This is a genomic window from Comamonas sp. MYb69, from assembly GCF_037479315.1.
Classification (GTDB): Bacteria; Pseudomonadota; Gammaproteobacteria; order Burkholderiales; family Burkholderiaceae_C; genus Comamonas.
The window spans coordinates 78,755-105,620 of record NZ_JBBGZG010000004.1; the positions used below are offsets into that span (position 1 = coordinate 78,755).

Consider the following 26,866-nt stretch of genomic DNA (forward strand, 5'->3'; position numbering starts at 1 on the left):
GGCGCGCCCAAAAACAAACCCCGCCGAGGCGGGGTTGGGTGGGAAGACCTGGGTCTTGCGATCCGCAGGTCTTGCAGGGCTGGGCAAGCGCTTAGATGAAGCTGCGCAGCTTGTCCGAGCGGCTGGGGTGCTTGAGCTTGCGCAGCGCCTTGGCTTCGATCTGGCGGATGCGCTCGCGCGTCACGTCAAATTGCTTGCCCACTTCTTCCAGCGTGTGGTCGGTGGACATTTCAATACCGAAGCGCATGCGCAGCACCTTGGCTTCGCGCGGGGTCAGGCCATCCAAGATGTCCTTGACGACGTCGCGCAGGCCGGCCTGCATCGCCGCATCGACCGGCGCTGTGTTGGCGCTGTCTTCGATGAAGTCACCCAGGTGGCTGTCGTCATCATCACCGATCGGCGTTTCCATCGAGATCGGCTCTTTGGCGATCTTCATGATCTTGCGGATCTTGTCTTCCGGGATCTCCATCTTCTCGGCCAGGATGGAGGCATCGGGCTCGAAGCCGAACTCCTGCAAGTGCTGGCGGCTGATGCGGTTCATCTTGTTGATGGTCTCGATCATGTGCACCGGAATACGGATGGTACGGGCCTGGTCCGCAATCGAGCGCGTGATCGCCTGGCGAATCCACCAGGTCGCATAGGTCGAGAACTTGTAGCCACGGCGGTATTCGAACTTGTCCACGGCCTTCATCAAGCCGATGTTGCCTTCCTGGATCAGGTCCAGGAACTGCAGGCCCCGGTTGGTGTACTTCTTGGCAATCGAGATCACCAGGCGCAAGTTCGCCTCGATCATTTCCTTCTTGGCATTGCGCGATGCGCGCTCGCCGTCGTTCATGCGCTTGTTGATGAGCTTGAGCTCATCGAGCGGAACGACGACGCGGGCTTGCAGATCGATCAGGTTCTGTTGCAGCTCCTGCACGGGCGGGATATTGCGGCCCATGATGGCGCTCCAGCTGTTGCCCGCTTGTGCTTCCTTCTCGATCCATTGCAGGTTGAGCAGGTTGGCAGGGAAAAGTTGGATGAACTTCTCCTGGGGCAGGCCGCACTTCTCGACAATGATCTTGCGCAGGGCACGCTCTTTCTGGCGCACGCTGTCGACCTGCTCGCGCAGCATGTCGCAGAGCTTCTCAATGGTCTTGGCGGTGAAGCGGATGGTCATCAGCTCGGCCGACAACTGGCCCTGCACCTTGGTGTACTGGGCCGTGCCGTAGCCGCTCTTGTCATAGGCGGCGTGCAGCTGCTCGAACAGCGACTGCAGCTTGGCAAAGCGCGACAGCGCTTCGTTCTTCAGCTCTTCCAACTTCTTGGTCAGCGCCTTGGAGCCGCCCTTGCCGTCGTCGTCGTCTTCTTCGTCGTATTCGTCGAAGTCTTCTTCGGCCACGTAGTCGTCGTTTTCGTCGGCGTCGGAGAAGCCGTCCACCACGGTGGAGATGACGACCTTGCCTTCGCGGATCTCTTCGCCCATCGCCAGAATCTCGGCAATGGTCGCGGGCGATGCGCTGATGGCCAGCATCATGTCCTGCAGGCCGCCTTCGATGCGCTTGGCGATTTCAATTTCGCCTTCGCGGGTCAAGAGCTCGACCGTGCCCATTTCACGCATGTACATGCGGACCGGGTCGGTGGTGCGGCCGAACTCGGAATCCACCGTCGACAAAGCCGCTTCGGCTTCTTCTTCGGCTTCTTCTTCGGTGGTGGCGGACTGGCCGGTGTTGTTCAGCAGCAGGGTCTCTGCGTCAGGCGTCTGTTCGTAGACGGCCACGCCCATGTCGTTCAACATGGAGATCACCACTTCCAGCGTCTCGGCATCGACCAGCTTGTCGGGCAAGTGGTCGGAGATTTCGGCATTGGTCAGGTAGCCACGGGTCTTGCCCAGCTTGATCAGGGCCTTGAGGCGCTGACGGCGGGTGGACATTTCCTCTTCGGTCAGCACGGCTTCGTCGAGGCCGAACTCCTTCATCAAGGCGCGTTCCTTGGCCTTGGAGACCTTCATGCGCAGCGGCTTGACCTTTTCGGTCGGAGCGTCTGGCGATGCGGAGACCTCTACGACCTCTTCGCTGTCGCCCGCGATGTCCTCTTCGATGTCCGAGAAATCGGTATCGTCGATATCTTCATCGCCCTTGTCCTTGGCTTTGGCCTTGGTGGTCTTGGCGGCGGTCTTGCGCGGCGCCTTGGGCTTGTCGTCTTCGGCCTTGGCGGTCTTGGCCTTGGTCGCAGTCTTGGTGGCGGCCTTGGCCTTCACCGGGGTATCTTCTTCGGCGGCTTCGCTTTTCTTGGCGGCGCGCTTTTTGGGGGCACCTGCGTTGAGCAGGGCATCGGCTGCCTTGAGCAGTTCGGCCTGGGACAGGCGTTGTTTTTCGGACACGGAGCTAACCTTCTTCGTCGCTGCCTTGGCTGGGGTGGGCGCAGCACTGGCTTTTACGGTTTTGCCTGCTGCAGCAGTAGCGCGTTTGGCCGCCGGTTTGGCGGCAGGGCTGGCTGCTGTAGCTTTGGCGCTTTTGGCCGCGCTGGTGGTAGTGGACGACTTGACGGACGACTTCGCGGACTTTGTAGCTGGCATGGACACCCTCAGAGCAAAGAGAACACACAAAGAAAACTGGCAAGCGCCATCACCGGCGCATTGAAACTGCAGTGGTCGATCGCCACAAAACTGTGGCGGCCAACGCGGCTGCACGAGGCGCTAAGCCTCAAGGCAAGATGTGGGGGCGAACATTTGGAATGCAGTCCTTGCGGTATTTTGGGCACTTGCGCTGGTGGCAAATCGCATGATTCTTCATACGGGCCCGGTCCGGAGGTGCTGCTGTCGCTCTTGCCGATGTGTCAAATATTATACCTTTTTGGCCAATGTCAAGGGCCTGTACGGCAATCGGGGCAAATATTTTTATATGCCCTCTGGGTATTTGGAGCCGCGCCTATTTATTGACCTGGCGCTTGAGCAGGCCGATACGGTGGAAATTGCTCTGGTAGCGGCGCAGCGCTTGCGGGTCGGAGGCCTGGGTGACCAGCTGGCGGTTTTGCTCTTCGAGCTGGTCGAGCACGATGCGGCTGAGGGAGTCGCGCAGCTCGGCGCGGATCTCATCGAGCGGGCCGTCAATCTGGGCATGCTGGCCCCGCATCAGCGCGGTGGCGAAGGCCTCGACCGCATGGCCGCGCAGGTGCTCGCGCAGCACCGCCCAGGACTGGGCGCCGTGGGCCAGGAACTGCTGCTCCACCCAGGCGAACAGCGGCCCATGGGGGGCGGGCAACTGGGCCAGGGTGGCGGCGTCCTCGGGCGAGAAATTCTCCAAAAAGGCCATGTGCGACAGCAGCAGGCGCGCGGCCTGGTCTTCGCGGGTCACGGCTACGCTGGGCATCGGCGGTTGCGGCTCGGGGCGGGGCTGCCAGCCGCCTTTGCGGCCTCCCTGGCCGGGGCGCCACTCGCCGCTGCGCTTGGTGTAGCCGTTGCCGCCGCCATGGGCGCCGCGCGGCTCGCCAAAGCTGTCGTTGCGCTGGCCGGGGTAGCGGTCCATGGCCGTGTCGCTGCCCCAGGGCGGCGCATCGCCATAGGCGGGCATGCTGTCAGCGCCCACCGGCGGCGCATCCCAGGAGGGCGCATGGCGCGGGCCGCTGCTGGCCGCTGCCTGGCCAGCGCCGCTTTGGCGGGCTTGTTCCTGGGCCGTAGTCTTTTGCCACAGGCCCTCCAGCTCGGCGGCGGGCAACTGGGCCTTGTCGGCGATCTCGCCGAGCAGCTGGCGCTTGAGGGCACCGTCTGGCAGCAGGTTCCACAGCGGGCGGGCGTTGCTCGACATACGCGCCCGGCCTTCGGCCTGGCCCAGGTCGCAGAGCTCGCTGGCTGCTTCGAGCAAGAAGCGCGACAGCGGCGTGGCGTCATGCACATGGCGGGCAAAGGCGTCGGCGCCGTATTCGCGCACAAAACTGTCTGGGTCGTGCTCGGCGGGCAGAAAAAGAAACTTGATGCTGCGGGTGTCGCTGGCGTAGGCCAGCGCGCCATCGAGCGCCTTGCGGGCGGCGCGGCGGCCGGCGGCATCGCCGTCAAAGCTGAAGACCACGGTGTCGGTAAAGCGGAAGAGCTTGTGCACATGGTCGGGCGTGCAGGCGGTGCCCAGGGTGGCCACCGCATTCGGAAAGCCGAGCTGGGCGAGCGCGACGACATCCATATAGCCTTCGGTCACCAGCACATAGCCATGCTCGCGGATGGCGGTGCGGGCCTCGAACAGGCCATAGAGTTCGCGGCCCTTGTGGAAGACCGGGGTTTCGGGCGAATTCAGGTATTTGGGCTTTTCATCACCAAACACGCGGCCGCCAAAGCCGATGCATTCGCCCTTGATATTGCGGATGGGGAACATCACCCGGTCGCGGAAGCGGTCGTAGCGCTTGCCTTCGCCGTCGTCCGATTCAATCACCAGGCCCGATTCGACCAGCTTGGCATCGTCATAGGCCGGGAAGATACTCGCCAGGCTGCGCCAGCCTTCGGGCGCGTAACCCAGGCCAAAGCGCTTGGCGGTGATGCCGCTCACGCCCCGGCCTTTGAGGTAGGCAATGGCCTTGGGCGACTGCGACAGCTGCTTGCGGTAGGCGTCACCGGCTTTTTCGAGCAGATCGGTGAGCGAGGCCTGCTTTTCGCGCGCCTGCGCGGCGCGCTCGCGCTGCTGGGGCGAGACATCGTCCTCGGGCACCGGCAGGCCCACGCTCTGGGCCAGGTCGGTCACCGCTTCGCGAAAGCCCATGCCGGTGTGGTCCATCAGAAAGCCGATGGCATTGCCGTTTTTGCCGCAGCCAAAGCAATGGTAGAACTGCTTGGAGGGGCTGACGCTGAAGGAGGGCGATTTCTCGCCATGGAAGGGGCACAGCCCCATGAGGTTGGCGCCGCCTTTTTTCAGCTGCACATAGCGGCCGACCACATCGACAACGTCGACGCGGGAGAGCAGCTCCTGGATAAATGACTGGGGGATGGACACCCGGCTATTGTCGCGCATGCCGGGCTGCGCCGCCGCAGCGCCACCCCAATCTGCCCCCGGGTCAATGGCAAATCCCGGCTATCGATCGTGTGACAGCGCGCAATCTTCGCGTCAGCCGCTTGTGGCACAGTGTTTGCAGAGGAGGCAAGCACTGATGAACAGCATTTTTGACACCGGGCTCGAGCAAAACGGAGCCAACCACACGCCGATGACCCCGCTGGGCTTTATCGCCCGCAGCGCCGAGGTCTACCCGGAGCGCCTCGCCATCATCCATGGCGAGCTGCGCCAGACCTGGGCGCAGACCTATGCGCGCTGCCGCCAGCTGGCCAGCGCCTTGCAGCAGCATGGCATTGGCAAGAACGACACGGTGGCGGTGATGCTGCCCAACACGCCGCCGATGGTGGAGGCGCATTTTGGCGTGCCGATGGCAGGGGCCGTGCTCAACACCCTCAACACCCGGCTCGATCCGCAGACGATTGCCTTCATGCTGGACCACGGCGAGGCCAAGGCGCTGATCGTGGACCCCGAATACGCCGGTGTGGTGGCCAAGGCCCTTGCGCTGCGCCAATCGCAGGCGCCCCTCTTGCTCATCGATGTGGAAGATGCGCTCTACGGCGAGGCCAGCGAGCGGCTGGGAAACCTCAGCTACGAGGCCTTGCTGGCCCAGGGCGATGCCAGCTTTGACTGGCAGCTGCCCGGCGATGAGTGGGACGCGATTGCGCTGAACTACACCAGCGGCACCACCGGCAACCCCAAGGGCGTTGTCTACCACCACCGGGGCGCGGCGGTGAATGCCATCAGCAACGTGCTGGAATGGGACATGCCCAAGTTTGCGGTTTACCTGTGGACCCTGCCGATGTTCCACTGCAATGGCTGGTGCTTTCCCTGGACGGTGGCGCTGCGCGCCGGTGTCAATGTCTGCCTGCGCCGGGTCGATGCGCAGGCCATTTTTGCGGCGATCAAGCGCCATGGCGTGAGCCACTACTGCGGCGCGCCGATTGTGCACAGCCTGCTGGTCAATGCGCCGGCGGCCTTGAAGGAGGGCGTGCCCGCTGGCGTCAAATGCATGGTGGCCGGTGCTGCGCCGCCTGCGGCCATGATCGAGGGCATGGAGCAACTGGGCTTTGACCTGACCCATGTCTATGGGCTGACCGAGGTCTATGGCCCGGTGATGGTTTGCGCCCAGCAGCCCGACTGGCAGGGCATGGATGTGGGCGAGCGTGCCCGGCTCAACGCCCGCCAGGGCCTGCGCTACCACCTGCAGCGCGATGCCCAGGTGCGCGACCCGGAGACGATGGCAGCCGTGCCGCAGGACGGCCAGACCATGGGCGAGATCATGCTGCGCGGCAATATCGCGATGAAGGGTTACCTGAAAAACCCCGAAGCCACGCAGGAGGCGTTTCGCGGTGGCTGGTTCCACACCGGTGACCTGGCGGTGCAGGACCCCGATGGCTATATCAAGATCAAGGACCGCAGCAAGGACATCATCATCTCGGGTGGCGAGAACATCTCGTCGATCGAGGTCGAGGATGTCCTCTACCGCCACCCCGCCGTGCTGGCCGCTGCCGTGGTGGCCAAGCCCGATGCGCGCTGGGGCGAGACGCCTTGCGCCTTTGTCGAGCTCAAACCCGGCGCCCAGGTGAGCGCCGAGGACATCGTCGCCCACTGCAAAAAGCATTTGGCTGGCTTCAAGATCCCGCGTGCGGTGGTGTTTGGCGAGCTGCCCAAGACCAGCACCGGCAAGATCCAGAAGTTCGAGCTGCGCAAGCAGGCGGGGTCTGCAGACGCGATAGACAGCTGATCCAGCCTGAACATCCATGAAAAAACCCGCCGCAGCTAGCCGGGGCGGGTTGGGTTCGGCGGATCAGGCCCGGAAGCTTACTTGCCCCAGGAGTCCTTCAAGCCGGTGATCTTGTTGAACACCGGCTTGTCGCTGCGGTGGTCATGGCGGTCGGCCACAAAGTAGCCAAAGCGCTCGAACTGGAACTTGTCGTCGGGCTGCGCGGCCTTGAGCGAAGGCTCGACATAGGCGGTCACGACCTTCAGGCTGTCCGGGTTGAGCAGGGCCAGGAAGTCCTTGCCGCCGGCATCGGGCTGCGGATCGGTGAACAAACGGTCGTAGAGGCGCACTTCGGCTTGCACGCCATCGGCTACGCCCACCCAGGTGATGGCGGCCTTGACCTTGACGCTGTCCGCACCAGGGGTGCCGCTCTTGGTGTCGGGCACCACGGTGGCCAGCACCTTGGTGATCACGCCATCGGCATCCTTCTCGCAGCCGGTGCACTCGATCACATAGCCGCCCTTGAGACGTACCTTGTTGCCGGGGAAGAGGCGCTTATAGCCCTTGGGGGGTACTTCGGCAAAGTCTTCGCGCTCGATCCAGACCTCGCGGCCCAGGCTGAAGTGGCGCTCAGGCGCGACCTGGCCTTCTGCCGGGTGGGGCAGGGCGGGCAGGCTGCAGGCTTCGAGGTGCTCGGCACTGCAAAATACCTCGGCCCAGTTGCTCAGCTCCAGCTTGACCGGGTCCAGTACCACCATCGCGCGGTGGGCCTGGTTTTCCAGGTCTTCGCGCAGGCAGCCGTCCAAGGTGGCGTAGTCGATCCAGGCGTAGTCCTTGGTCACACCAATGCGTTCGCAGAAATTGCGGATGGATGCGGGCGTGTAGCCACGGCGGCGCAGGCCGACGACGGTGGGCATGCGTGGGTCGTCCCAGCCGCTGACCAATTGGTTGTCCACCAGGTGCTTGAGCTTGCGCTTGCTGGTGATCACATAGGTCAGGTTCAGGCGCGAGAACTCGTACTGGCGCGGCTGGGGCGCATCGATCAGGCCGCCCGTGCGCAGGTGGTCCAGCAACCAGTCGTAGAAGGGGCGCTGGTCCTCGAACTCCAGGGTGCAGATCGAGTGGGTGATGTGCTCGTAGGCGTCCTCGATCGGGTGCGCAAAGGTGTACATCGGGTAGATGCACCATTGGTTGCCGGTGTTGTGGTGCTCGGCATGGCGCACCCGGTAGATCGCAGGATCGCGCAGGTTGATGTTGGGCGCCGTCATGTCGATCTTGGCGCGCAGCACGGCCGCGCCATCGGGCAGCTTGCCCTCTTTCATGTCGGCAAAGCGCTGCAGGTTCTCGGCCACGCTGCGGTCGCGGAACGGGCTGTTGACGCCAGGGCGCGTGAAATCGCCCCGGTTGGCGCGCATCTCTTCAGCGGATTGCTCATCCACATAGGCCAGGCCTTGCTCGATCAGGTAGACCGCGCAGCGGTACATGAAGTCGAAGTAGTTGCTGGCGTAGTAGAGGTTTTGCTCGCCGCTCGGGTCCTTCCAGTCAAAGCCCAGCCAGCGCACGGCATCGATGATGCCGTCCACATATTCCTGGTCTTCCTTTTCCGGGTTGGTGTCGTCAAAGCGCAGGTGGCAGACGCCGCCAAAGTCGCGTGCGAGACCAAAGTTCAGGCAGATCGACTTGGCGTGGCCCACGTGCAGGTAGCCGTTGGGCTCAGGTGGAAAGCGGGTGCGGATCTTGGCCTGGTCGATGGGGCCCTGCTGGTGGTGCTGGGCATCGCCAGGCGTGCCACCCCAGTGGCGCTGGGCGTAGTTGCCTTTTTCGAGGTCGGACTCGATGATTTGTCGCAGGAAATTGGTGGGTTTGACCACTTCGTCACTACCGTTGTGCGAAGCGCTCGGGGCAGATGCATTCATAGTTGTGTATTCTAAGGGAGTACCCTGATGGCTGGAACGTATTGCGGTTTCTGGGGCTCTGACCCAATGTTGGGTATGCCATTTACGCTTTGCAACAGGATATCTTGTCTTGAAACCATAATTTGCAGCGCCTTTGGTATCTTTCTGCCTGCTTGCCGCGTTGAAAGTCCAATGACATTTTTCAGGGATTCTCGCAAGGAGATCAATATGCGCAATTCGATGCTGAAACAAGGCTCTCGCTGGGCCGCTGCTGCGGTGCTGACTGGCTTGGCGCTGATGAGTGCTGGCGCCCATGCCAGCCGGGTGTCCTGGTCGGTGGGCATCAATGTGCCTGCACCGGTGTACGTGGCCCCCGCGCCGGTGTACGCACCCCAGCCCGTGTATGTGGCGCCTCCCCCTGTGTATGCGCCTCAACCCGTGTATGTGGCGCCTCCGCCCCCTGCCGTCGTTTATCGCCCCGCACCGGTCTACCGCCCAGCGCCCGTGTACTACGGCCCACCTCCCGGCCGCTACTACCGCCACCATCGCCACGACCGCGATTACTACCGCTATTGAGCTGCCTGGCAGCTTGCGCAACCGATGCCCTGGCCCGCCAGGGCTTTTTTTATGCGCGCTTGCCGGGGCTCCCAACCGCCCAGCTGTCGCTTGGGCTGTGCACTGGGGTGCCGAATGCTCGGATAATCCACAGCTGTTGTCCGTTGTGGAAGCTGAGATGAAAACTGTTTTTGTACTGAACGGCCCGAACCTGAATCTGCTGGGCCTGCGCGAGCCCACCATCTATGGTGCCCACACCTTGGCTGATGTCGAGCAGCTGTGTGCCCAGGCGGCAGCCCGCAACCAGTTGGCGCTGCGTTTTCACCAGAGCAACCATGAAGGCGCCTTGATCGACTGGCTGCACGAGGCGGGCCAGCTGCAGCGCGAAGGCCGGCTGGCCGGCGTGGTGCTCAATGCCGCCGCCTACACCCACACCAGCGTGGCCTTGATGGATGCGATCAAGGGCGCGGCGCTGCCGGTGATCGAGCTGCATATCAGCAATGTCCATGCCCGCGAGGCCTTCCGCCACCATTCCTATATTGCGCCCGTGGCCAAGGCGGTCATCTGCGGCCTGGGCGTGCAGGGCTACAGCATTGCGATCGATGCGGTGGCCCAGGTGCTGCTGGCGCCCACCGCCTGAGTGCTGCGATGTCCGATGTTCTAGACACCAGCGCTGCGGGCTTGCTGCCGCTGCCGGCGCTCTACGAGACGCTGCTGGCCAAGGCGGCGCGGCGGACCACCGTTTTTGAAGGCCAGACCGTGGTCTGGCATAGCTGGGGCCCGCGCCGCCCTGGCACGCTGCCCTTGGTGATGCTCCATGGCGGCAGCGGCAGCTGGACCCACTGGATCCGCAATATCGATGCGCTGCTCGCCCAAGGCCATGAACTCTGGCTGCCCGATCTGCCGGGCTTTGGTGATTCCGACCCGCCGGCCGTGGGAACGGACGCCGATGCCATGCTCGCACCTTTGCATGCCGGCATGGCGCAGCTGGATCTGCTGCCTTGCCAGCTGATGGGTTTCTCTTTCGGCGGTATGACGGCGGCCATGCTGACCGCCGCCTACCCGCAGGCGGTCGAGCGCCTGGTGCTGGTGGGGGCCCCTGCCATGGGCGTGGTGCCGGAGAAGCAGTTCAGCTTGAAGGGCTGGCGCCATCTGAGCGACCCTGCCGAGCAGCAGGAGATGCACCGCTACAACCTGGGCGCGTTGATGCTCTGGGATGCCGCCAAGATCGACGACCAGGCCCTGGCCGTGCACCAGCACAATGTTGTGCGGGACCGCCTGCCACGCCGGCGCCTGGCCAACACCGATATCCTGGCGCAGTCGCTGCCGCAGATTGCCTGCCCGGTCGCTGCGATCTATGGCGCCTATGACGCGCTGTACAAAAGCTATATGCCCGCGCTGGAGCACCAATACCGCGCGGTCACGCCCCATCTGCAGGCCTTTGTGCGGCTGCCCGACGCCGGCCATTGGGTGCAGTATGAGCAGCCCGAGGCCTTTATGGCCACGCTGCTGCCGCTGCTCTCTTCCTGATTGACCTACCTGGAACCGGCTGGCCGCGCAACGGCGCGACCGGCCCAAGCACTATGACCACCTCTACCTCTTCCTTTCGCCCCGTGATCGCCATCCATGGCGGCGCCGGCACCATCACCCGCGCCTCCATCACCCCCGCGCAACAGCAGGCCTACCGCGATGCCTTGCGCGATGTGCTGCAAGGCGCGCAGCAAAAACTGGCGGCAGGCGCGCCTGCCGAAGCAGTGGCGGTGGAGGCCGTGCGCCTGCTCGAAGAATGCCCGCTGTTCAACGCCGGGCGCGGCGCCGTGTTCACGGCCGATGCCACGCATGAGATGGATGCCTGTGTGATGCGCGGGCGCGATCTGGCCTGTGGATCGCTGGCCGGTGTCAGCACCGTGCGCAACCCGGTGCGTGCGGCCCTGGCGCTGATGGAGGCGGGCGGGCCGGTGTTCATGATTGGCGCGGCGGCCGAGCGCTTTGCCCAGGCCCAGGGCTGCGAGATGGTGGCGCGCGACTGGTTCTCGACCGAGCAGCGCCTGGCCCAGCTGCGCACCGTGCAGGCCGCAGCGCTGGCGTCGGGCCGCGAGCAGGTGGCGCTGGACCACAGCGCGCAAAGCCAGACCCAGGCCCAGGCTGCGCCGCTCGATGAGCGCAAGAAGATGGGCACGGTCGGTGCGGTGGTGCTGGATGTGCATGGCCAGCTGGCTGCCGCCACCTCGACCGGTGGCCTGACCAACAAGAAGCCCGGCCGTGTCGGTGACTCGCCCGTGGTGGGCGCGGGCACCTATGCCAAGCATGGTGTGGTGGCTGTCTCCTGCACCGGCGTCGGCGAGGCCTTTATCCGGGGCTCGGCCGCTCACACCGTGGCCGCACGCATCGAGCTGCTGGGCGAGTCGGTGGCCCAGGCCACGGCCGAGGTCATCCACCGCGTGCTGCCGCCGCTGGGCGGCGATGGCGGCCTGATCGCCGTGGGTGCCGATGGTGAGGTCTCGCTGTGCTTCAACTCCGAGGGCATGTACCGGGGCCAGATCGGCATCGATGGCGAGGCGCTGGTCGCCATTTATGCCAACGACGCCTTGGCTCCAGCGTGATCGTGCATCGCTGAGCCAGGGGCCCACCAACGGGCTCCGGCCCGACCCCGGCGATGACGGAGTGGTTTGCCTGCAACGGGCAGGCCGCCGCACCACAATGGTGCGCGCCTCTGCGGGAATTGCGTAGGTGAAAACCATAGGCCGTTTTGCATCCAAACCCGCCCCCCGGCTTTCTACAATTGCAAACACTGTCACCCAGGTGAATATCTATGCCTCAGTGTTCTTGCCAACACGGGGATTTTTCTCAAGGATTTGTCCCAACCCGGGTGCCTGTCCTGCTTTACGGCTTGTGCCTTCTTCGCGAAGCCCCGCACTGCCCCTTCTACCTATGTCCAACCCCAGTTCTACTTCCGTGCACGATGACCTGACGCCGCCCGTTTTGCAGGTGCGCGATCTGTCCGTGAGCTTCAAGACCGAGCAGGGGCGGGTGCAGGTGGTCAAGAACCTGAACCTCGATGTCTATGCCGGCCAGACCCTGGCGGTGGTGGGCGAGTCGGGCTCGGGCAAGTCGGTCACGTCGCTGGCGCTGATGCGGCTGGTGGAGACCGGAGGGGGCCAGATCGACAGCGGCTCGATGCTGCTGCGCGGCCGCCATGCCGGCACGATCGACCTGGCCAAGGCCACCTCCGCCCAGATGCGCCAGGTGCGTGGGGCCGATATGGCGATGGTGTTCCAGGAGCCGATGACCTCGCTCAACCCGGTGTTCACCGTGGGCGAGCAGATTGCCGAATCGATTCGCTTGCACCAGCGCAAGTCCAACAGCGCGGCGATGGCCGAGGCGCTGCGCATGATGGAGCTGGTGCGCATTCCCGAGGCCCGCAATGTGCTCACGCGCCACCCGCACCAGCTGTCGGGCGGCATGCGCCAGCGCGTGATGATCGCGATGGCGCTGTCCTGCAAGCCCTCGCTGCTGATTGCCGATGAACCGACGACGGCGCTGGATGTGACCATCCAGGCCCAGATTCTGGCGCTGGTGCAGGAGCTGCAGCGCGAGATGTCCATGGGCGTGATCTTCATCACCCACGATATGGGCGTGGTGGCCGAGGTGGCCGACCGCGTGCTGGTGATGTACCGCGGCGACAAGGTCGAAGAGCAGGACTGCGTGCAGCTGTTTGCCAACCCGCAGCAGACCTATACGCGCAACCTGCTGGCCGCCGTGCCGCAGCTGGGCGCCATGCGCGGCAAGGATTTGCCAGAGCGCTTCAGCCTGCTGGGCCAGGGCACGCAGGCCGAGGCCGCCGCGCCCGAGACATCGACCGTGCAAGCCGGTGAGCCGGTGCTGCAGGTCAACAAGCTCGTGACGCGTTTTCCGATCAAGGAAGGCCTGTTTGGCGGCGTCAAGCGCCAGGTCTATGCGGTCGAGCAGGTGAGCCTGAGCCTGCAGCCGGGCGAGACCTTGGCGGTGGTGGGCGAATCCGGTTGCGGCAAATCCACCACGGGCCGCGCGCTGGCCCGTTTGATCGATTTCCAGTCTGGTGATGTGCAGGTGGCCGGGCGCGACATTGCCAAGCTGCAAGGCGCGCAGCTGCAGGCGCTGCGCCGCGATATCCAGTTCATTTTCCAGGACCCGTTTGCCTCGCTCGATCCGCGCCTGACCGTGGGCTACAGCATTCTGGAGCCCATGCTGATCCACAAGCTGCTGCCGCGCGAGCAGGCCGAGAAAAAGGTGGAGTGGCTGCTGGAGAAGGTGGGCCTGCCCCCGGTTGCCGCCAACCGCTACCCGCATGAATTCTCGGGCGGCCAGCGCCAGCGCATCGCCATTGCCCGCGCGCTGGCCCTGAACCCCAAGGTGGTGATTGCCGATGAAGCGGTCTCTGCGCTCGATGTGTCGATCCGCGCGCAGATCATCAACCTGATGATGGACCTGCAGCGGGAGTTTGGCATTGCCTTTCTGTTCATCTCGCACGACATGGCCGTGGTCGAGCGCGTCAGCCACCGCGTGGCCGTCATGTACCTGGGCCAGATCGTCGAGATCGGGCCGCGCCGCGCGGTGTTCGAGAACCCGCAGCACCCCTATACCAAGCGCCTGATGGCGGCCGTGCCGATTGCCGACCCCACGCAGCGCCGCCAGCACACCTTGAATGTGGCCGAGATCCCCAGCCCCGTGCGCGGGGTGGACGACCCGCCGCGCGTGCTGCCCATGCGCGAAGTGGGTCCGGGCCACTGGGTGGCCCAAGAGATGCCGCAGCCCGCGGTGCCTGCCGGCCAGGTGCAGGATCTGCAGCCGGCTTGAGCCTGCGCAGGAGTGCCCAGCTGAGTAACGCCAAGAATGTAGTGGGTCTGGTCGCCGCCGTGGTGGGCCAGCCGATGCAAAACCTGAAGAGGAGAGTTGATATGCAACGACGTTTGACTTCGATCGCCGCAGCCATGCTGATGGCGGGTTCGGCTTTGCCGGCGTTTGCCGCCAAGGATGTGACGGTGGCCGTGTACTCGTCTTTCACGACGACGGACCCCTATGACGCCAATGACACCGTGTCGCAAGCGATGGCCAAGTCCTTCTATGAAGGCTTGTACAGCTTCGACAAGGACATGAAGATGATCCCGGTGCTGGCCACCGGCTTCGACGTGAGCAAGGACGGTCTGGTCTACACCTTCAAGCTGCGCAGCGGCGTGAAGTTCCATGACGGCACCCCCTTCAATGCCGAAGCGGTGAAGGCCAACTTTGACCGCGTCACCAACCCAGACAATAAGCTCAAGCGCTACAACCTGTACAAGAACATCGCCAAGACCGAGGCGGTGGACGAGCACACTGTCAAGTTCACGCTCAAGGAGCAGTTTGCACCTTTCGTCAACTCGCTGGCCCACCCCTCGGGCGTGATCATCTCGCCCGCTGCGCTCAAGCAATACGGCAAGGACATTGCCCAGCATCCCGTGGGCACCGGCCCCTTCAAGTTCGTCGAGTGGAAGCCTTCGGACTATGTGAAGGTCAGCAAGTTTGACGGCTACTGGCAGCAAGGCCTGCCCAAGGTGGATTCGATCACCTGGCGCCCTGTGGTGGACAACAACACCCGCTCGTCGATGATGCAGACCGGTGAGGCGCAGTTCGCTTTCAGCGTGCCGCCCGAAGCCGTTGAAAACCTCAAGAAGAATGCCAACCTCGACATCGTGGTGGCGCCTTCGATCATTGCGCGCTACATCTCGCTGAACACCACGCAAAAGCCTTTTGACAACCCCAAGGTGCGTGAGGCGCTGAACTACGCGATCAACAAGGAAGCACTGGCCAAGGTCGCATTTGCCGGCTACGCCATCCCTTCCGAAGGCGTGCTGCCCAAGGGTGTGGAATTTGCCACCAAGCTGGGCCCCTGGCCCTACGATCCAGCCAAGGCCAAGGCCTTGCTGAAGGAGGCGGGCTACCCCAATGGCTTTGAGAGCACCCTGTGGTCGGCCTACAACCACTCCACCGCCCAGAAGGTCATCCAGTTTGCCCAGCAGCAACTCGCCCAGGTAGGAGTGAAGGTAACGGTGCGCGCCCTGGAAGCAGGCCAGCGCGTCGCTGAAGTGGAATCGGTGCAGGATCCAGCGAAGGCTGCGGTGCGCATGTACTACGTGGGCTGGTCCTCGTCCACCGGCGAAGCCGACTGGGCGATGCGCCCACTGCTGGCCGGTGAAAGCCAGCCTCCACGCGGCTTTAACACCGCCTACTACAACAATGCCGAAGTCAATGCTGACATTGCCAAGGCGCTGGTGACCACCGATGCGGCTGAGCGCGGCAAGATCTACGCCGATGCCCAGCAAAAGATCTGGAAGGATGCGCCCTGGATTTTCCTGAACACCGAGCAACTGGTGTCGGCCAAGTCCAAGAAGCTGACGGGCTTCTACGTGATCCCGGATGGCAACTTCAATTTCACCGACGTCGACCTGAAGTAATCCATGTATCGCTACCTGCTCAAACGCTTGCTCGGGCTGATACCGACACTGCTCATCGTTGGCGTGCTGGTCTTTGGCTTCGTGCACATGCTGCCCGGTGACCCCGCGCGCCTGGCTGCTGGCCCCGAAGCTGGCCCGGAGACGATCGAACTGGTCCGCAAGGACCTGGGGCTGGACCTGCCCCTGCACCAGCAGTTCGTGCGCTTCTTCAGCAATGCGTTGCAGGGCGATTTTGGAAAATCCATCCGGACCAAGCGCCCGGTCTCGCAAGAGATTGCCGAGCGCTTTGGCCCCACTTTCTGGCTCACCGTGGTGGCCATGGCCTGGTCGGTGGTGCTGGGCATGTTTTTGGGCATTGTCTCGGCCGTCTGGCGCAACCAGTGGCCTGACCGGCTGGGCATGACCCTGGCGGTGTCGGGCATCTCCTTCCCGTCGTTTGCGCTAGGCATGCTGCTGATGCAGTATTTCTCGGTCAAGCTCGGCTGGCTGCCCACCGTGGGTGCGGACAGCTGGAAGCACTATGTGCTGCCATCGCTGACCCTGGGCGCGGCCGTGGCGGCCGTGATGGCACGCTTTACCCGCAGCTCCTTCATCGACATCCTCAAAGAGGACTATGTGCGCACCGCACGTGCCAAGGGCTTGAAGGAGACCGTGGTCGTCATCAAGCATGGCCTGCGCAATGCGATGATTCCGGTGGTGACCATGATGGGCCTGCAGTTCGGCTTTTTGCTGGGCGGCTCCATCGTTGTCGAGGTGGTGTTCAACTGGCCGGGCATGGGCCGCTTGCTGGTCGACGCCGTCGAGATGCGCGACTACCCCATCATCCAGGCCCTGGTGCTGCTGTTCTCGCTGGAATTCATCCTGATCAATCTGGTGGTCGACCTGCTTTATGCATGGATCAACCCCACCATCCGTTACCGCTAAGCAGGTGCTTTGGCCATGACTACTCCGAACGCTCCTGAATCTGCCGACCGCGCCGTGGCGGCAGCCAACACGGTCTCTACCGTCGGCGCTGCTGCGCCGTCCCTGCCTGCCAACCTGGCCGCATCCACGCGCATGCGCACGCCGATGGCCGAGTTCTGGCGCAAGTTCAAGCGCCAGAAGCTGGCCTTGTTCGCTGGCATCTTCATCATCGCACTGGTGCTGGTGGCCGTCCTGGCGCCCTGGATCGTGCCCTACGATGCCGAGAACTTCTTTGACTACGACGCGCTGAATTCTCCCCCCACGGCCAAGCACTGGTTCGGTGTCGATTCGCTGGGCCGCGACATCTTCAGCCGCATCCTGGTGGGCGCGCGCATCTCGCTGGCGGCCGGCTTTGTGTCGGTCGCCATTGGCGCGGTCATTGGCGCCATCCTGGGCCTGCTGGCCGGCTACTACGAAGGCTGGTGGGACCGCTGCGTGATGCGCATGTCCGATGTGCTGTTTGCCTTCCCCGGCATCCTGCTGGCCATCGGTATCGTTGCCATCCTGGGCAACGGCATGATCAATGTGATCATGGCCGTCGCGGTGTTCAGCGTGCCCGCCTTTGCCCGCCTGGTGCGCGGCAATGTGCTGGCGCTCAAGCAGCAGACCTATATCGAGGCGGTACGCTCCATCGGCGCGCCCGATCGGGTCATCATGCTGCGCCACCTGCTGCCGGGCACCGTGTCGTCGGTGGTCGTCTATCTCACCATGCGTATCGGCACCTCGATCATCACGGCAGCGAGCCTGTCCTTTCTGGGCATGGGCGCGCAGCCACCAACGCCGGAGTGGGGCGCGATGCTGAACGAGGCGCGCAGCGATATGCTCAACGCGCCGCATGTGGCGCTGTTCCCGAGCCTGGCGATCTTTGTGACGGTGCTGGCCTTTAACCTGCTGGGTGATGGCCTGCGCGATGCGCTGGACCCCAAGCTGGACAACTGAGCACCTGGGCAGATCATCTGCCAAGCAAAAGCGGCAAACGCCTTGGGCTGCTTGCCGCTTTTTTTGTTGGCCGGCCAACTTAGGCCGGTGAGGCACCCAGTTTCTGGAGCCGCTTCAAGAACACCGTGAGCTCCTTGGCGGTCTGCGTATCACCCTGCTGCTCTGCCACCTGCAGGCCTTGCTGCCAGCTGGCCTGCGCTTGCGCGCGGGCGTCCGTTGCGCCTGATTCGAGCTGGGCCTTGCCCAGCAGCTTCCAGGCGGCCGAGTACTGCGGGTTCTGGGCGACGGCCTGCGCCAGGTGCAGCGCGGCGGCCGCATAGTCTTCGTCCTTCAAGCAGGCCTGGCCCAGGCCAAAGCGTAGCACCGCGCTGTCTTGCCCCTTGGCCAGCAGTTTTTCCAATCCTTCGCGCATGCGCTCTCCTTTGTATTGCGCTCAGCATAGTGCGCGGCCTTTGTCCGCAGAGTCTGTGCGCATAAAAAAAGACGCTCCGGGGAGCGTCTTGTGCTGGGGTGGCGCGGGCTGCCTCAGCGCTTTTTCTTGGTGGTGCTGGTGCTGCGCTTGGACGGGGCCTTCTTGGTGGCCGTCTGGCGCACGGCGGGCTTTTTGGCATTGCTGCTGCGGCTGCCACGGGCTGCATGGCCGCCGCTGGTGGCGGGTGCTGCGCCTACGCGCACGGGCATGTACAGAACCACTTGGTGGCCCACCTTGAACGCAGTCTTGACCCCGACATCGTTCCAGTCGGCCACCTGCGCGGCGGTGACGCGGTAGCGCTGGGCCACGCGGGCGACGGTGTCGCCCTTGCGCGCCTTGACGGTGGTGCGGCGGGTGACCACTTCCGGGGTCAGCGCAATGTGGGCGTTGTCGGCCAGGTGGCTGGAGACATCCTGCTTGACAGCGGCCGAGCGCGGCACCATCAGCGACGAGCCGCCCTTGACCATCATGCGCGGCGGAATATTGTTGACCGCACGCAGGTCGTTCTCGCTCATGCCGACCATGCCGGCGGCGGTGGCCACGGTCATGGTGCTGGGCACGGTCCAGACGGTCCAGCTCGCGTACTGGCCTTTTTCATGGGCCTGCAGGTTGCGGCGGAATACATTGGCGTTGTCCCAGGGCAGCAGCACCTGCGGCGTGCCGGCCTTGAAGATCACCGGGCGGTTGAACGAGGGGTTGAGCGACTTCAACTCATCCATCGTGACACCGGCCATCTCGGCCACCTGGGCGGTGTCGATATCGCGGTCCAGGGTCACGGCCTGGAAGTAGGGGTGGTTCTCGATCAGCGGCAGCTCGGCCTGGAAGCGCTCGGGGTGGGCAATGATGTTCTTGACCGCCTGCAGCTTGGGCACGTAGTTGCGCGTCTCATCGGGCATGCTCAGGTCGGTGTAGGCGCCGCCCAGGCCCTGCTTCTGGTTGCGCGCAATGGCGCGGCCCACGCTGCCTTCGCCCCAGTTGTAGGCGGCCAGTGCCAGGTGCCAGTCGCCAAACATGTTGTAGAGCTTTTGCAGGTAGTCCAGGGCTGCACGGGTCGAGGCCAGCACGTCGCGCCGGTCATCGCGGAACATGTTCTGCTTCAGATCGAAATAGGTGCCGGTGGCGGGCATGAACTGCCACATGCCGGCCGCCTTGGCGCTGGAGACCGCCTGCGGGTTGTAGGCGCTCTCGATGTAGGGCAGCAGGGCCAGCTCGGTGGGCATGCCCCGGCGCTCGAGCTCCTCGACGATGTGGAACATGTACTTGGAGGAGCGCTCGGTCATGCGCTGGATGTAGTCGGGCCGGCTGGAATACCACTGCTCCTGGTTGCTGACCAGGTCGTTTTCCAGATCGGGCATTGCAAAGCCCCGGCGGATGCGGTCCCAGAGGTCATCGGGCACGGCCAGGCTGGTGACGGCGCCATTGCCCTGCAGGCTGGCTGCATTGATGGGGCTCAAGGGGCCGCTGGGGTAGTTGGGGGTGTGCGGTACCGAGCTGATCTTCGGTGCATCGTTCGCATTGGCGGTGGGCGGGCCACCGGTTTCGGTCGTGGCGCAGCCAGTCAGGGCGAGCAGGGCGCTCAGGCTCCACAGGTACAGATACTTCATCAGAATTGGTTCTTCCAGCGACGCAGCGCGGCAAAAACGGCGACCGGGTCGCTGCCAGGGGTGGAGGGATCAAACTGCTGCGCAGCGCGGGCCACGGTGGCCAGGCTGCAGCGCAGGAAAGGGTTGATGCGCAGCTCGTTGCCAAGTTGCGCAGGCAAGGTGGGAACGCCGCGCTCGCGCAGCTGCTCGCAGTGCGCCAGGTAATGGGCGATGTCGGGGTTGTCGGGCTCTACCGCCTGGGCAAAGCGCAAGTTGGACAGCGTGTACTCATGGGCGGCGCAGACCCGCGTGTTGGCGGGCAGCGCAGCGAGCGCCGACAGCGATGCATGCATCTGCGCGGGCGTGCCTTCAAAAAGGCGGCCGCAGCCGCCTGAGAACAAGGTATCGCCACAGAACAGCACCGGCTGCCCGGCCACATCGGCGCAGTAATAAGCGATATGCCCGGCGGTATGGCCGGGCACATCGATCACCTGCCACGGCAGGTCCAGCAGCTCCAGCCTGTCGCCGCCCTGCATGGGCTGGCAAGGCTGGGGAATGTCCTCGGTGGCCGGGCCGTAGACCCGGGCGCCGGTGGCCTCGCGCAGCTCGGCCACGCCGCCGGTATGGTCGCCATGGTGGTGGGTCACTACAATGGCTTGCAGCTGCAGACCCAGGCGGCGCAGCGCATCCAGCGCGGGCGCGGCCTGGCCTGGGTCGACGACCAGCGCGCGCTGTCCGTCGTGCAGCAGCCAGATGTAGTTGTCGTTGAAAGCGGGCAGAGGTAACAGATGCATGAATGACCAAATTATAGGCACGCAAAATTGGTGGCAGACGCCGCTGGGCAGCTACATGCTGTCCTGGGAGCAAACATGTTACGACGATGCCGTGGCCGATATTTTTGGCTTCCATAGCCTGCAGATCGGGCTTTTCCCGCTGCAGGGGCTGCGCAACAATCGCACGCCCCACCGCTGGCTGGCGCTTGACTCGACCGAGCAGGCCGCGCAGTGGCAACAAAGCCGCCTGGCAGATGTACAGAGCTTTGCACCGCCTTTACAAAGCGAGCCGGGCCTGGCCACAAACGCCGCAGAGGCCACCACTGCCAGCCTGCTGTGTGATGCCCATGCACTGCCGTTTGGCCCCGATACCCTGGACCTGGTGCTGCTACCCCATACCTTGGAGCTGAGCGCTGACCCGCATGCGGTGCTGCGCGAGGTGGCCCGTGTGCTGGTGCCCGAGGGCCGGGTGCTGATCAGCGGCATCAATCCGGCCAGCCTCTGGGGCATGCACACCTGGGCCCGCCGCATTCCGGGCCTGCAAAAGCTCCCGCCGATGCCCGATGACCACAATCTGATTGGCTATGGGCGTTTGCGCGACTGGCTCAAGCTGCTGGGGCTGGAGCTGCAAAGCGCCAGCTTTGGCTGCTTTCGCCCTGCGATGCGCAGTGACACCTGGCTGAGCCGCTGGGAATGGATGGACCGGGTCGGGCCCACGGCCTGGCCGGTGCTGGGCGGGGTGTATTTTGCCGAGGCGGTGAAAAAAGTGCCCAGCATGCACAAACTGGCTGCGCCGTGGAAGGCGCCGGCACCCAGCGGCGCTGCGCGCCCTGCGGTGGCCGCCCGTGAGCGGTTGAGCCAGACGCAGCGCGGCGTGGAATAGCGTTGCGGTGCCAGGCGGCAGTGCGCTGCGCACCGGGGCCGAACATGTCGAGCAAATGCGCTTATAGTGGCCCCCTGTAATTGCGGCAAGTGCCAAGGAGTGGGTGTGAACCAAGTGGTGATTTATACGGACGGTGCCTGCAAGGGCAACCCTGGCCCTGGCGGTTGGGGCGCTTTGCTGAGCGCTGGCACTGCGCAAAAGGAGCTGTTTGGTGGCGAGCTGGGCACGACCAACAACCGCATGGAGCTGATGGCGGTGATTCAGGCGCTCGAAGCCTTGAAGCGCCCCTGTGATGTGCAGCTGTATCTGGACAGCCAGTACGTGCGCAAAGGCATCACTGAATGGATCACGGGCTGGAAGGCCAAGGGCTGGCGCACTGCCAGCAAGGAGCCTGTGAAGAATGTCGATCTCTGGCAGCGCCTCGATGCGCTGGTGCATGGCGGCGAGCACCGCATCACCTGGCACTGGGTCAAGGGCCATGCCGGTGACCCCGGCAATGAACGGGCTGACGCGCTGGCCAACCGGGGGGTGGCGATGGCGCTGGGCCGGGGCTGAGCCCTTTTAGTATTGCAAGCAGGGAGAACGAGCAATGGGACGCATCATGCGCATTCTGGCCGTTGTCGGTGTGTTGGCCGCTTTGTATGTGGCCTACCGCTACGGCGTGTTTTAAGCCGGGCGTTGCGCCCGTGCTGTACGGCGCCCACCCGCCAGTGCGGGTGGTGGGCGAATGCGCGGTTTTTTACTCAGACGCAGCAATGCGGCGCAGCGCATTGCTGTCGCGCACCGTCAGGCCCGAGGGCTCGATACGGATGGAGGACTCGCGCTCCATCGATTTGAGCTCCTGGTTCACGCGCTGGCGCGAGGCGCCCAGCAGCTGGGCCAGCTCTTCCTGGGCCAGTTGCAGGCCGATGCGGGTTTCGCTGCTTTCCTTGCCGGGCACGCCGTAGCTGCGCGAGAGGTGCAGCAGCTGCTTGGCCAGGCGTGCGCGCAGTGGCAGGGTGTTGAGGTCTTCCACCATACCGTAGAGGCTGCGGATGCGGCGCGCATGCATGCGTGCCAGCGCTTGGTAGAACTCCACATGGGTCTGCAGAATGCGCTGGAAGTCGGCCTTGCTCACGCAGACCAGCGTGGTCTCGCCATGGGCATAGACGTCATGCGTGCGGCTGTCGTCGTCGAACAGGCCCACATCGCCAAACCAGGTGCCTGGCTCGACATAGGTCAAGGTGATCTGCTTGCCGGTGAGCGATGCCGAGCTCACGCGGGCGGAACCCCGGGCCACGGACACCCACTCTTCGGGCTCATCGCCACGGGAGAAGATCAACCCGCCATCCTTGAAGCGCTTGACATAGGCACAGCGCAGAATGTCATGGCGCAAAGTCGGCGAGAGGGTGCTGAACCAGCGCCCTGTGTTGATGGCTTCGCGCTCTTCGGGGGTCAGGATTGGATCGTCCATGGCATGTCGTCTCGGTGACTGGAATTATGAATTTTGTCGCTTGTGCGACGGTCATCACCGAATGTATAGCATTGCCGCCAAATTGTTAATTGTCACCCGAGCCCCTCATGCGTGCGGCAATCCAAGTTGTCCGTTTTTGCAACCTGCGCAGCAGCAAGGAATAGGCGCTATATGCTCATTGGGTTTGCATATATCGCTATCAATTTGATATTTGGGTTTCCCCGGTGTGCGCGAATGACGAAGGGGTACTTCTTCAATGGTGAAGCTGGTCTTAAATGCTGGGGTATTGGGGCCAACGCTCCCAGCGCTTTCCCTCTTGTTTGAGGCCGTTTTTTCAGGCTGCCAGGCGCTTGCGCAGGCGCTGCTGCCACACTTCGACCAGCACCACACCCAGGCCTGCGCAGCAGATCAAGGCCATGCCGGCGGCCGTGGCCGCATCGGGCAGCTGGCCAAAAATCAGCCAGCCCAAGGTGGTGGCCGAGACGATCTGCAGGTAGTTGAACGGCGCCAGCAAGGTGGCGCTGGTCTTGCTGTAGGCAATGATCTGCAGCCAGTGGCCGACAAAGCCGGACAGGCCGGTGGAGGCCAGCAGCAGCCATTGCCAGATGCTCAGATCGAGCTGCTTCCAGAAAAAGGGCAGCAAGGCACTCAGCACCAGTGCGCCAAACAGGCCCCCGTAGAGGTTGCTGGTGAGCGGGTCGTCCGCTGCCACGCGGCGCGTGCTGATCTGGAACAGTGCAAAGGTGCTGGCCGTCACCACGCCCCAGATGGCCCCCTCGGTGGACAGCTGCCCGCCTGGGCGGATGACCACCAGCATGCCGACAAAGCCCAGCAGCACGCCTGCCCAGCGGTGCCAGCGCGGCCGCTCGCCCAGCAGCCAGGGCGCCAGCACCATCAGCAGCAAAGGGGCCATGAAGTTCATCGCCGTGCCCTCGGCCAGCGGCACCATGCTCAGCACATGGAAGAACAGCAAGGTGGTGGCAATCATCAGCACCGAGCGCTGGACTTGGCGCGCGAGCGACTGCGTGCGAAACAGCCCCATGCCGCGCTTGGGCAGCACAAACACCCCCATCAGCACCACATGGCCGACATAGCGGAACCAGGCCACCATCAGCACCGGCACCCCCGCCAGGACCAGCAGCTTGCCGCTGGCATCGAGGCTAGAGAGAATCCACAGCCCGCAGACATGCAAGGCGATACCGAGTTGGCTCATGAAAAAGCAGTTTTAGCGCAGCAGAGGCGGCCGATTGTAACCACGGGTTGACCATTTTTCAGTCACCGTTTGAATAGGCTGATTCAGCGGCTTGCCTTGTCATGCAGACGCAAAAAGCCGATCGGAAGGTTCTTCTTCGATCGGCGATAAGGCCCGGGCACTGGGTGGTAGGTGCCGGGCTGCAGTCGGAGGGGGCGCTGGGCGCCCGGCCTCCTGCTGTTCAAGCGCGCGGCAATCAGGCCGCGATGGTCTGCTGCATGGGCGTGGCCACGGCCTGGGCGATCTCGGCTTGGGCCTTGCTGATGGCGGCGGCGCGGGCTTCAGGGCCCATGGCCAGGCCTTCGGCGCGGGCAAAATGCACATCGGTGATGCCGATAAAGCCGAAGATGGTTTGCAGGTAGGTTTCCTGGTGTTCCATCGCACGGCCGCCTTCGCTGGTCGAGTAGATGCCGCCGCGCGATTCGACCACGATCACCTTCTTGCCACCGGCCAGGCCTTCAGGGCCGTTGGCGGTGTAGCGGAAGGTGCGGCCGCCCTGCAGCACACGGTCGATCCAGCTGCGCAGCTGGGTGGGGATGCTGAAGTTGTAGAAAGGCGCGCCGATGACGAACACGTCGGCTTCGAGCAGCTGGCTCACCAGGGTTTCGGAGATGGCATTTTGCTCGCGCTCGGCTTCGGTCTTGGCATCCTGGCCGGTGCGAAAGCCCATGGCCTCGGCGCTCAGGTGGGGAGGGGTGTTGACGGCCAGGTCCAGGTACTCGACCTGGGTGTTGGGGTGTACCGCGACCCAGGCCTTGACGGCTTCGGCGCTCAGTTGGCGGGAGACGGAGTTGGCGCCCAGGATGGACGAATCGATATGCAGCAGTTTCATGGTCAGTCCTTCAATCAGGTGACGGCTTTTGCTGCACTCGCAGCATTTTTGCCAATGGCTGAATTCTGTCACTGCTGGCGGGCCGGATTGAGGGCTGGAATTGGGTTGGATTGTTCTATTTTTAGAACTATGATAGGCAGACTTTTTTGCCGCCTGTGCCCGCGCAGACCGCGCTAACGCTGCCTCTCACGATGAAATACGACCTCAACGACATGTACTACTTTGCCGAAGTGGTCGAGCGCGGCGGCTTTGCTGCGGCGGGCCGCGCGCTGGGGGTGCCCAAGTCGCGCCTGTCGCGCCGCATTGCCGATCTGGAGGCGCAGCTGGGCGTGCGGCTGCTGCAGCGCACGACGCGCAGGCTGTCGTTGACCGATGCCGGCGAGACCTTTTTGCGCCATGCGCAAACGGCGCGTGAGGCGGCGCAGAATGCGCAGGCCGAGATGGAGCAGACCCAGCGCGAGCCCTCGGGCACGGTACGCGTGTCCTGCCCTGTCACCCTGGCCCAGGGTGCGGTGGGCAAGCTGCTGCCGGCCTTTTTGCGTACCTATGCCAAGGTGCGCATCGAGATGCTGGTGACCAACCGCACCATCAACCTGATCGAAGAGGGCATTGATGTAGCGCTGCGGGTGCGTGCCAACCTCAATGACAGCGGCAGCCTGGTGGTCAAGCGTCTGGGCATGACGCGCCAGCGCCTGGTGGCCAGCCCCGAGCTGCTGGCCGTGCATGGGGTGCCGCAGACCCCGCAGGACCTGGGCAGCAAGATCCCGACGATGTCGCTGACCAGCGCCGATGGCAACAGCACCTTGCAGCTGGTGGGGCCCGAAGGCGAGCATGTGACCATCCACCACCAGGCCCGCTATGTGGCCGATGACCTGGTGACCTTGAAATATGCGGTGCTCGACGGTATTGGCGCCTGCTGGATGCCCGCAGCCATGGTGCGCGATGAGGTCGCCAATGGCGACCTGGTCGAGCTGCTGGCCGGCTGGAGCATCCCCGAAGGCATCTTGCATGCGGCCTTTGTCTCGCGCCGCAATATGGCGCCAGCGCAGCGCGCGTTTCTGGACTTCATGGGCGAGAACCTGCCGCTGCAGCGCATTGGCCAAACCGATGGGACTTGAATGCCTGGCGCTGCTTCATATTAGTTTTAGAAATAACAATACTAAAAAATAGTCGTTGTTGATCTAAGAGCCTGCTTTGACAATGCATGCATGTCCGGTGCCTGTCTTGTCACGATCAACCCCTCCACCCCGCCACGCCATGCGGCCATTGCGGCCGCACAGCGCAATGGCCAGCGGCCTGTGCAGCCAGGGTGGCGTGGTGAAGCCGAGACGGGTGCGCCGGTCTCGGTGGTGATCGTGCCGGGCTGGCGCAACTCCGGCCCCGGCCATTGGCAAAGCCTGTGGGCCGAGCGCATTGCCGGTGCCTTGCGTGTGGAGCTGGAGGATTGGTTGCAACCCCACCGCAGCCCCTGGGTGGCCAGTGTGCAAGAGGCCATTGAGGCCGCGCCGCACCCGGTCATCCTGGTGGCCCATTCGCTGGGCTGCATCACCAGCGTGCATGCGGTTGAACAACTGCGCAACCAGCAAAGCGGCCGCATTGCCGGGGCCTTGCTGGTGGCGCCAGCCGATCCGGAACGCCGCGCGCTGTTTGAAGACTTCACACCCGTGCCCGCGAACCCGCTGCCCTTTGCCAGCATTGTGGCTGCCAGCAGCAATGATCCCTATTGTCCGATCCGCATGGCCAGCGCCTATGCCAAAAGCTGGGGCAGCACCTTTGTGCGCGTGCCCTCGGCCGGCCATATCAATGTGGAATCGGGCCATGGCGAATGGCCGCTGGGCTGGGCCTTGCTGGGTGCCTTGGCATCGTTGGCGCCGGTGCAAGCGCAAGCAGCCTGATTCGCGCCCCCCAGTCCCTTTTTTCCGCCTCCATGCCTGGCATTTCTGCACGGTTCGTGCGCAGGCGGTCTTCGCGCTGCCTGCACTTTGGCTGTGGGCAAAAAAATGCCAGCAACGAATGCTGGCCAAGGAGGGGTTCGGTTGAATCAATAGGCTTATATTGCCT

Annotated in this window: 22 protein-coding genes; 13 read left to right on the plus strand and 9 right to left on the minus strand. The window is 63.9% G+C overall.

The window, feature by feature from the left end:
* Positions 1 to 91: 91 nt before the first annotated feature.
* On the minus strand, positions 92 to 2,557 hold the full coding sequence (gene rpoD / locus WH303_RS06715) for an RNA polymerase sigma factor RpoD (RefSeq protein ID WP_027010614.1): 2,466 nt from the start codon (positions 2,555 to 2,557) through the stop codon (positions 92 to 94).
* 352 nt (positions 2,558 to 2,909) lie between these two features.
* The gene (gene dnaG, locus WH303_RS06720; RefSeq protein WP_339517562.1) at positions 2,910 to 4,973 is read right to left on the minus strand and encodes a DNA primase; all 2,064 of its coding nucleotides are present in this window, start codon (positions 4,971 to 4,973) and stop codon (positions 2,910 to 2,912) included.
* A 136-nt stretch (positions 4,974 to 5,109) separates the two neighbouring features.
* Here dnaG and WH303_RS06725 point away from each other — a divergent pair, with 136 nt between their 5' ends.
* A complete protein-coding gene (locus tag WH303_RS06725) occupies positions 5,110 to 6,756 on the plus strand; it encodes an acyl-CoA synthetase (protein WP_339517564.1) in 1,647 nt (548 codons plus the stop codon).
* A gap of 77 nt (positions 6,757 to 6,833) precedes the next feature.
* Here WH303_RS06725 and WH303_RS06730 read toward each other — a convergent pair whose 3' ends face one another.
* Positions 6,834 to 8,651, minus strand: a complete 1,818-nt coding sequence (locus WH303_RS06730; protein ID WP_339517566.1) for a glutamine--tRNA ligase/YqeY domain fusion protein — start codon at positions 8,649 to 8,651, stop codon at positions 6,834 to 6,836.
* A 207-nt stretch (positions 8,652 to 8,858) separates the two neighbouring features.
* Here WH303_RS06730 and WH303_RS06735 point away from each other — a divergent pair, with 207 nt between their 5' ends.
* From WH303_RS06735 to gsiD, 8 genes are all read left to right on the plus strand, one after another.
* Positions 8,859 to 9,206 carry a hypothetical protein gene (locus WH303_RS06735; RefSeq protein WP_027010469.1) on the plus strand — a complete coding sequence of 116 codons (348 nt, stop codon included), beginning with the start codon at positions 8,859 to 8,861 and terminating at the stop codon, positions 9,204 to 9,206.
* A 157-nt stretch (positions 9,207 to 9,363) separates the two neighbouring features.
* Positions 9,364 to 9,825, plus strand: a complete 462-nt coding sequence (gene aroQ / locus WH303_RS06740) for a type II 3-dehydroquinate dehydratase (protein ID WP_021025119.1) — start codon at positions 9,364 to 9,366, stop codon at positions 9,823 to 9,825.
* Positions 9,826 to 9,833: 8 nt separating this feature from the next.
* On the plus strand, positions 9,834 to 10,715 hold the full coding sequence (locus WH303_RS06745) for an alpha/beta fold hydrolase (RefSeq protein ID WP_339517569.1): 882 nt from the start codon (positions 9,834 to 9,836) through the stop codon (positions 10,713 to 10,715).
* Between the two features lie 53 nt (positions 10,716 to 10,768).
* Entirely contained in the window at positions 10,769 to 11,788 is a 1,020-nt protein-coding gene (locus tag WH303_RS06750; protein WP_339517571.1) for an isoaspartyl peptidase/L-asparaginase family protein, read from the plus strand.
* A gap of 328 nt (positions 11,789 to 12,116) precedes the next feature.
* Positions 12,117 to 14,021, plus strand: coding sequence for a dipeptide ABC transporter ATP-binding protein (locus WH303_RS06755; RefSeq protein WP_339517572.1), 1,905 nt, complete (start codon positions 12,117 to 12,119; stop codon positions 14,019 to 14,021).
* A 101-nt stretch (positions 14,022 to 14,122) separates the two neighbouring features.
* On the plus strand, positions 14,123 to 15,655 hold the full coding sequence (gene gsiB, locus WH303_RS06760) for a glutathione ABC transporter substrate-binding protein GsiB (RefSeq protein ID WP_027010471.1): 1,533 nt from the start codon (positions 14,123 to 14,125) through the stop codon (positions 15,653 to 15,655).
* A 3-nt stretch (positions 15,656 to 15,658) separates the two neighbouring features.
* Positions 15,659 to 16,579: a glutathione ABC transporter permease GsiC gene (gene gsiC / locus WH303_RS06765; protein WP_339517573.1), complete on the plus strand. Its 921-nt coding sequence runs from the start codon at positions 15,659 to 15,661 to the stop codon at positions 16,577 to 16,579.
* Between the two features lie 15 nt (positions 16,580 to 16,594).
* Positions 16,595 to 17,557 (plus strand): glutathione ABC transporter permease GsiD, encoded by a 963-nt coding sequence (gene gsiD / locus WH303_RS06770; RefSeq protein ID WP_339517574.1) that lies wholly within the window; start codon positions 16,595 to 16,597, stop codon positions 17,555 to 17,557.
* Between the two features lie 79 nt (positions 17,558 to 17,636).
* Here gsiD and WH303_RS06775 read toward each other — a convergent pair whose 3' ends face one another.
* From WH303_RS06775 to gloB, 3 genes are all read right to left on the minus strand, one after another.
* Positions 17,637 to 17,969 carry a tetratricopeptide repeat protein gene (locus WH303_RS06775; RefSeq protein WP_339517575.1) on the minus strand — a complete coding sequence of 111 codons (333 nt, stop codon included), beginning with the start codon at positions 17,967 to 17,969 and terminating at the stop codon, positions 17,637 to 17,639.
* A gap of 113 nt (positions 17,970 to 18,082) precedes the next feature.
* On the minus strand, positions 18,083 to 19,633 hold the full coding sequence (locus WH303_RS06780) for a transglycosylase SLT domain-containing protein (RefSeq protein ID WP_339517577.1): 1,551 nt from the start codon (positions 19,631 to 19,633) through the stop codon (positions 18,083 to 18,085).
* A complete protein-coding gene (gloB, locus tag WH303_RS06785; RefSeq protein ID WP_339517579.1) occupies positions 19,633 to 20,406 on the minus strand; it encodes a hydroxyacylglutathione hydrolase in 774 nt (257 codons plus the stop codon). The genes WH303_RS06780 and gloB overlap by 1 nt, the downstream gene beginning before the upstream one ends.
* Between gloB and WH303_RS06790 the strand changes: the two genes are divergently transcribed.
* Positions 20,405 to 21,268 carry a class I SAM-dependent methyltransferase gene (locus WH303_RS06790; RefSeq protein WP_339517580.1) on the plus strand — a complete coding sequence of 288 codons (864 nt, stop codon included), beginning with the start codon at positions 20,405 to 20,407 and terminating at the stop codon, positions 21,266 to 21,268. The genes gloB and WH303_RS06790 overlap by 2 nt on opposite strands.
* Before the next feature lie 105 nt (positions 21,269 to 21,373).
* Positions 21,374 to 21,823, plus strand: a complete 450-nt coding sequence (rnhA, locus tag WH303_RS06795; protein ID WP_027010474.1) for a ribonuclease HI — start codon at positions 21,374 to 21,376, stop codon at positions 21,821 to 21,823.
* Between the two features lie 184 nt (positions 21,824 to 22,007).
* On the opposite strand, the gene WH303_RS06800 is transcribed toward rnhA, so the two are convergent.
* From WH303_RS06800 to WH303_RS06810, 3 genes are all read right to left on the minus strand, one after another.
* Positions 22,008 to 22,721: a Crp/Fnr family transcriptional regulator gene (locus WH303_RS06800; protein ID WP_021025131.1), complete on the minus strand. Its 714-nt coding sequence runs from the start codon at positions 22,719 to 22,721 to the stop codon at positions 22,008 to 22,010.
* 334 nt (positions 22,722 to 23,055) lie between these two features.
* Complete coding sequence (locus WH303_RS06805; protein WP_339517581.1) at positions 23,056 to 23,934, minus strand: DMT family transporter; 879 nt, start codon at positions 23,932 to 23,934, stop codon at positions 23,056 to 23,058.
* Between the two features lie 235 nt (positions 23,935 to 24,169).
* Entirely contained in the window at positions 24,170 to 24,805 is a 636-nt protein-coding gene (locus WH303_RS06810; RefSeq protein WP_339517582.1) for an FMN-dependent NADH-azoreductase, read from the minus strand.
* A gap of 191 nt (positions 24,806 to 24,996) precedes the next feature.
* Here WH303_RS06810 and WH303_RS06815 point away from each other — a divergent pair, with 191 nt between their 5' ends.
* A complete protein-coding gene (locus WH303_RS06815; protein ID WP_021025134.1) occupies positions 24,997 to 25,923 on the plus strand; it encodes a LysR family transcriptional regulator in 927 nt (308 codons plus the stop codon).
* A 90-nt stretch (positions 25,924 to 26,013) separates the two neighbouring features.
* Entirely contained in the window at positions 26,014 to 26,700 is a 687-nt protein-coding gene (locus tag WH303_RS06820) for an RBBP9/YdeN family alpha/beta hydrolase (RefSeq protein WP_339517583.1), read from the plus strand.
* Positions 26,701 to 26,866: the final 166 nt, after the last annotated feature.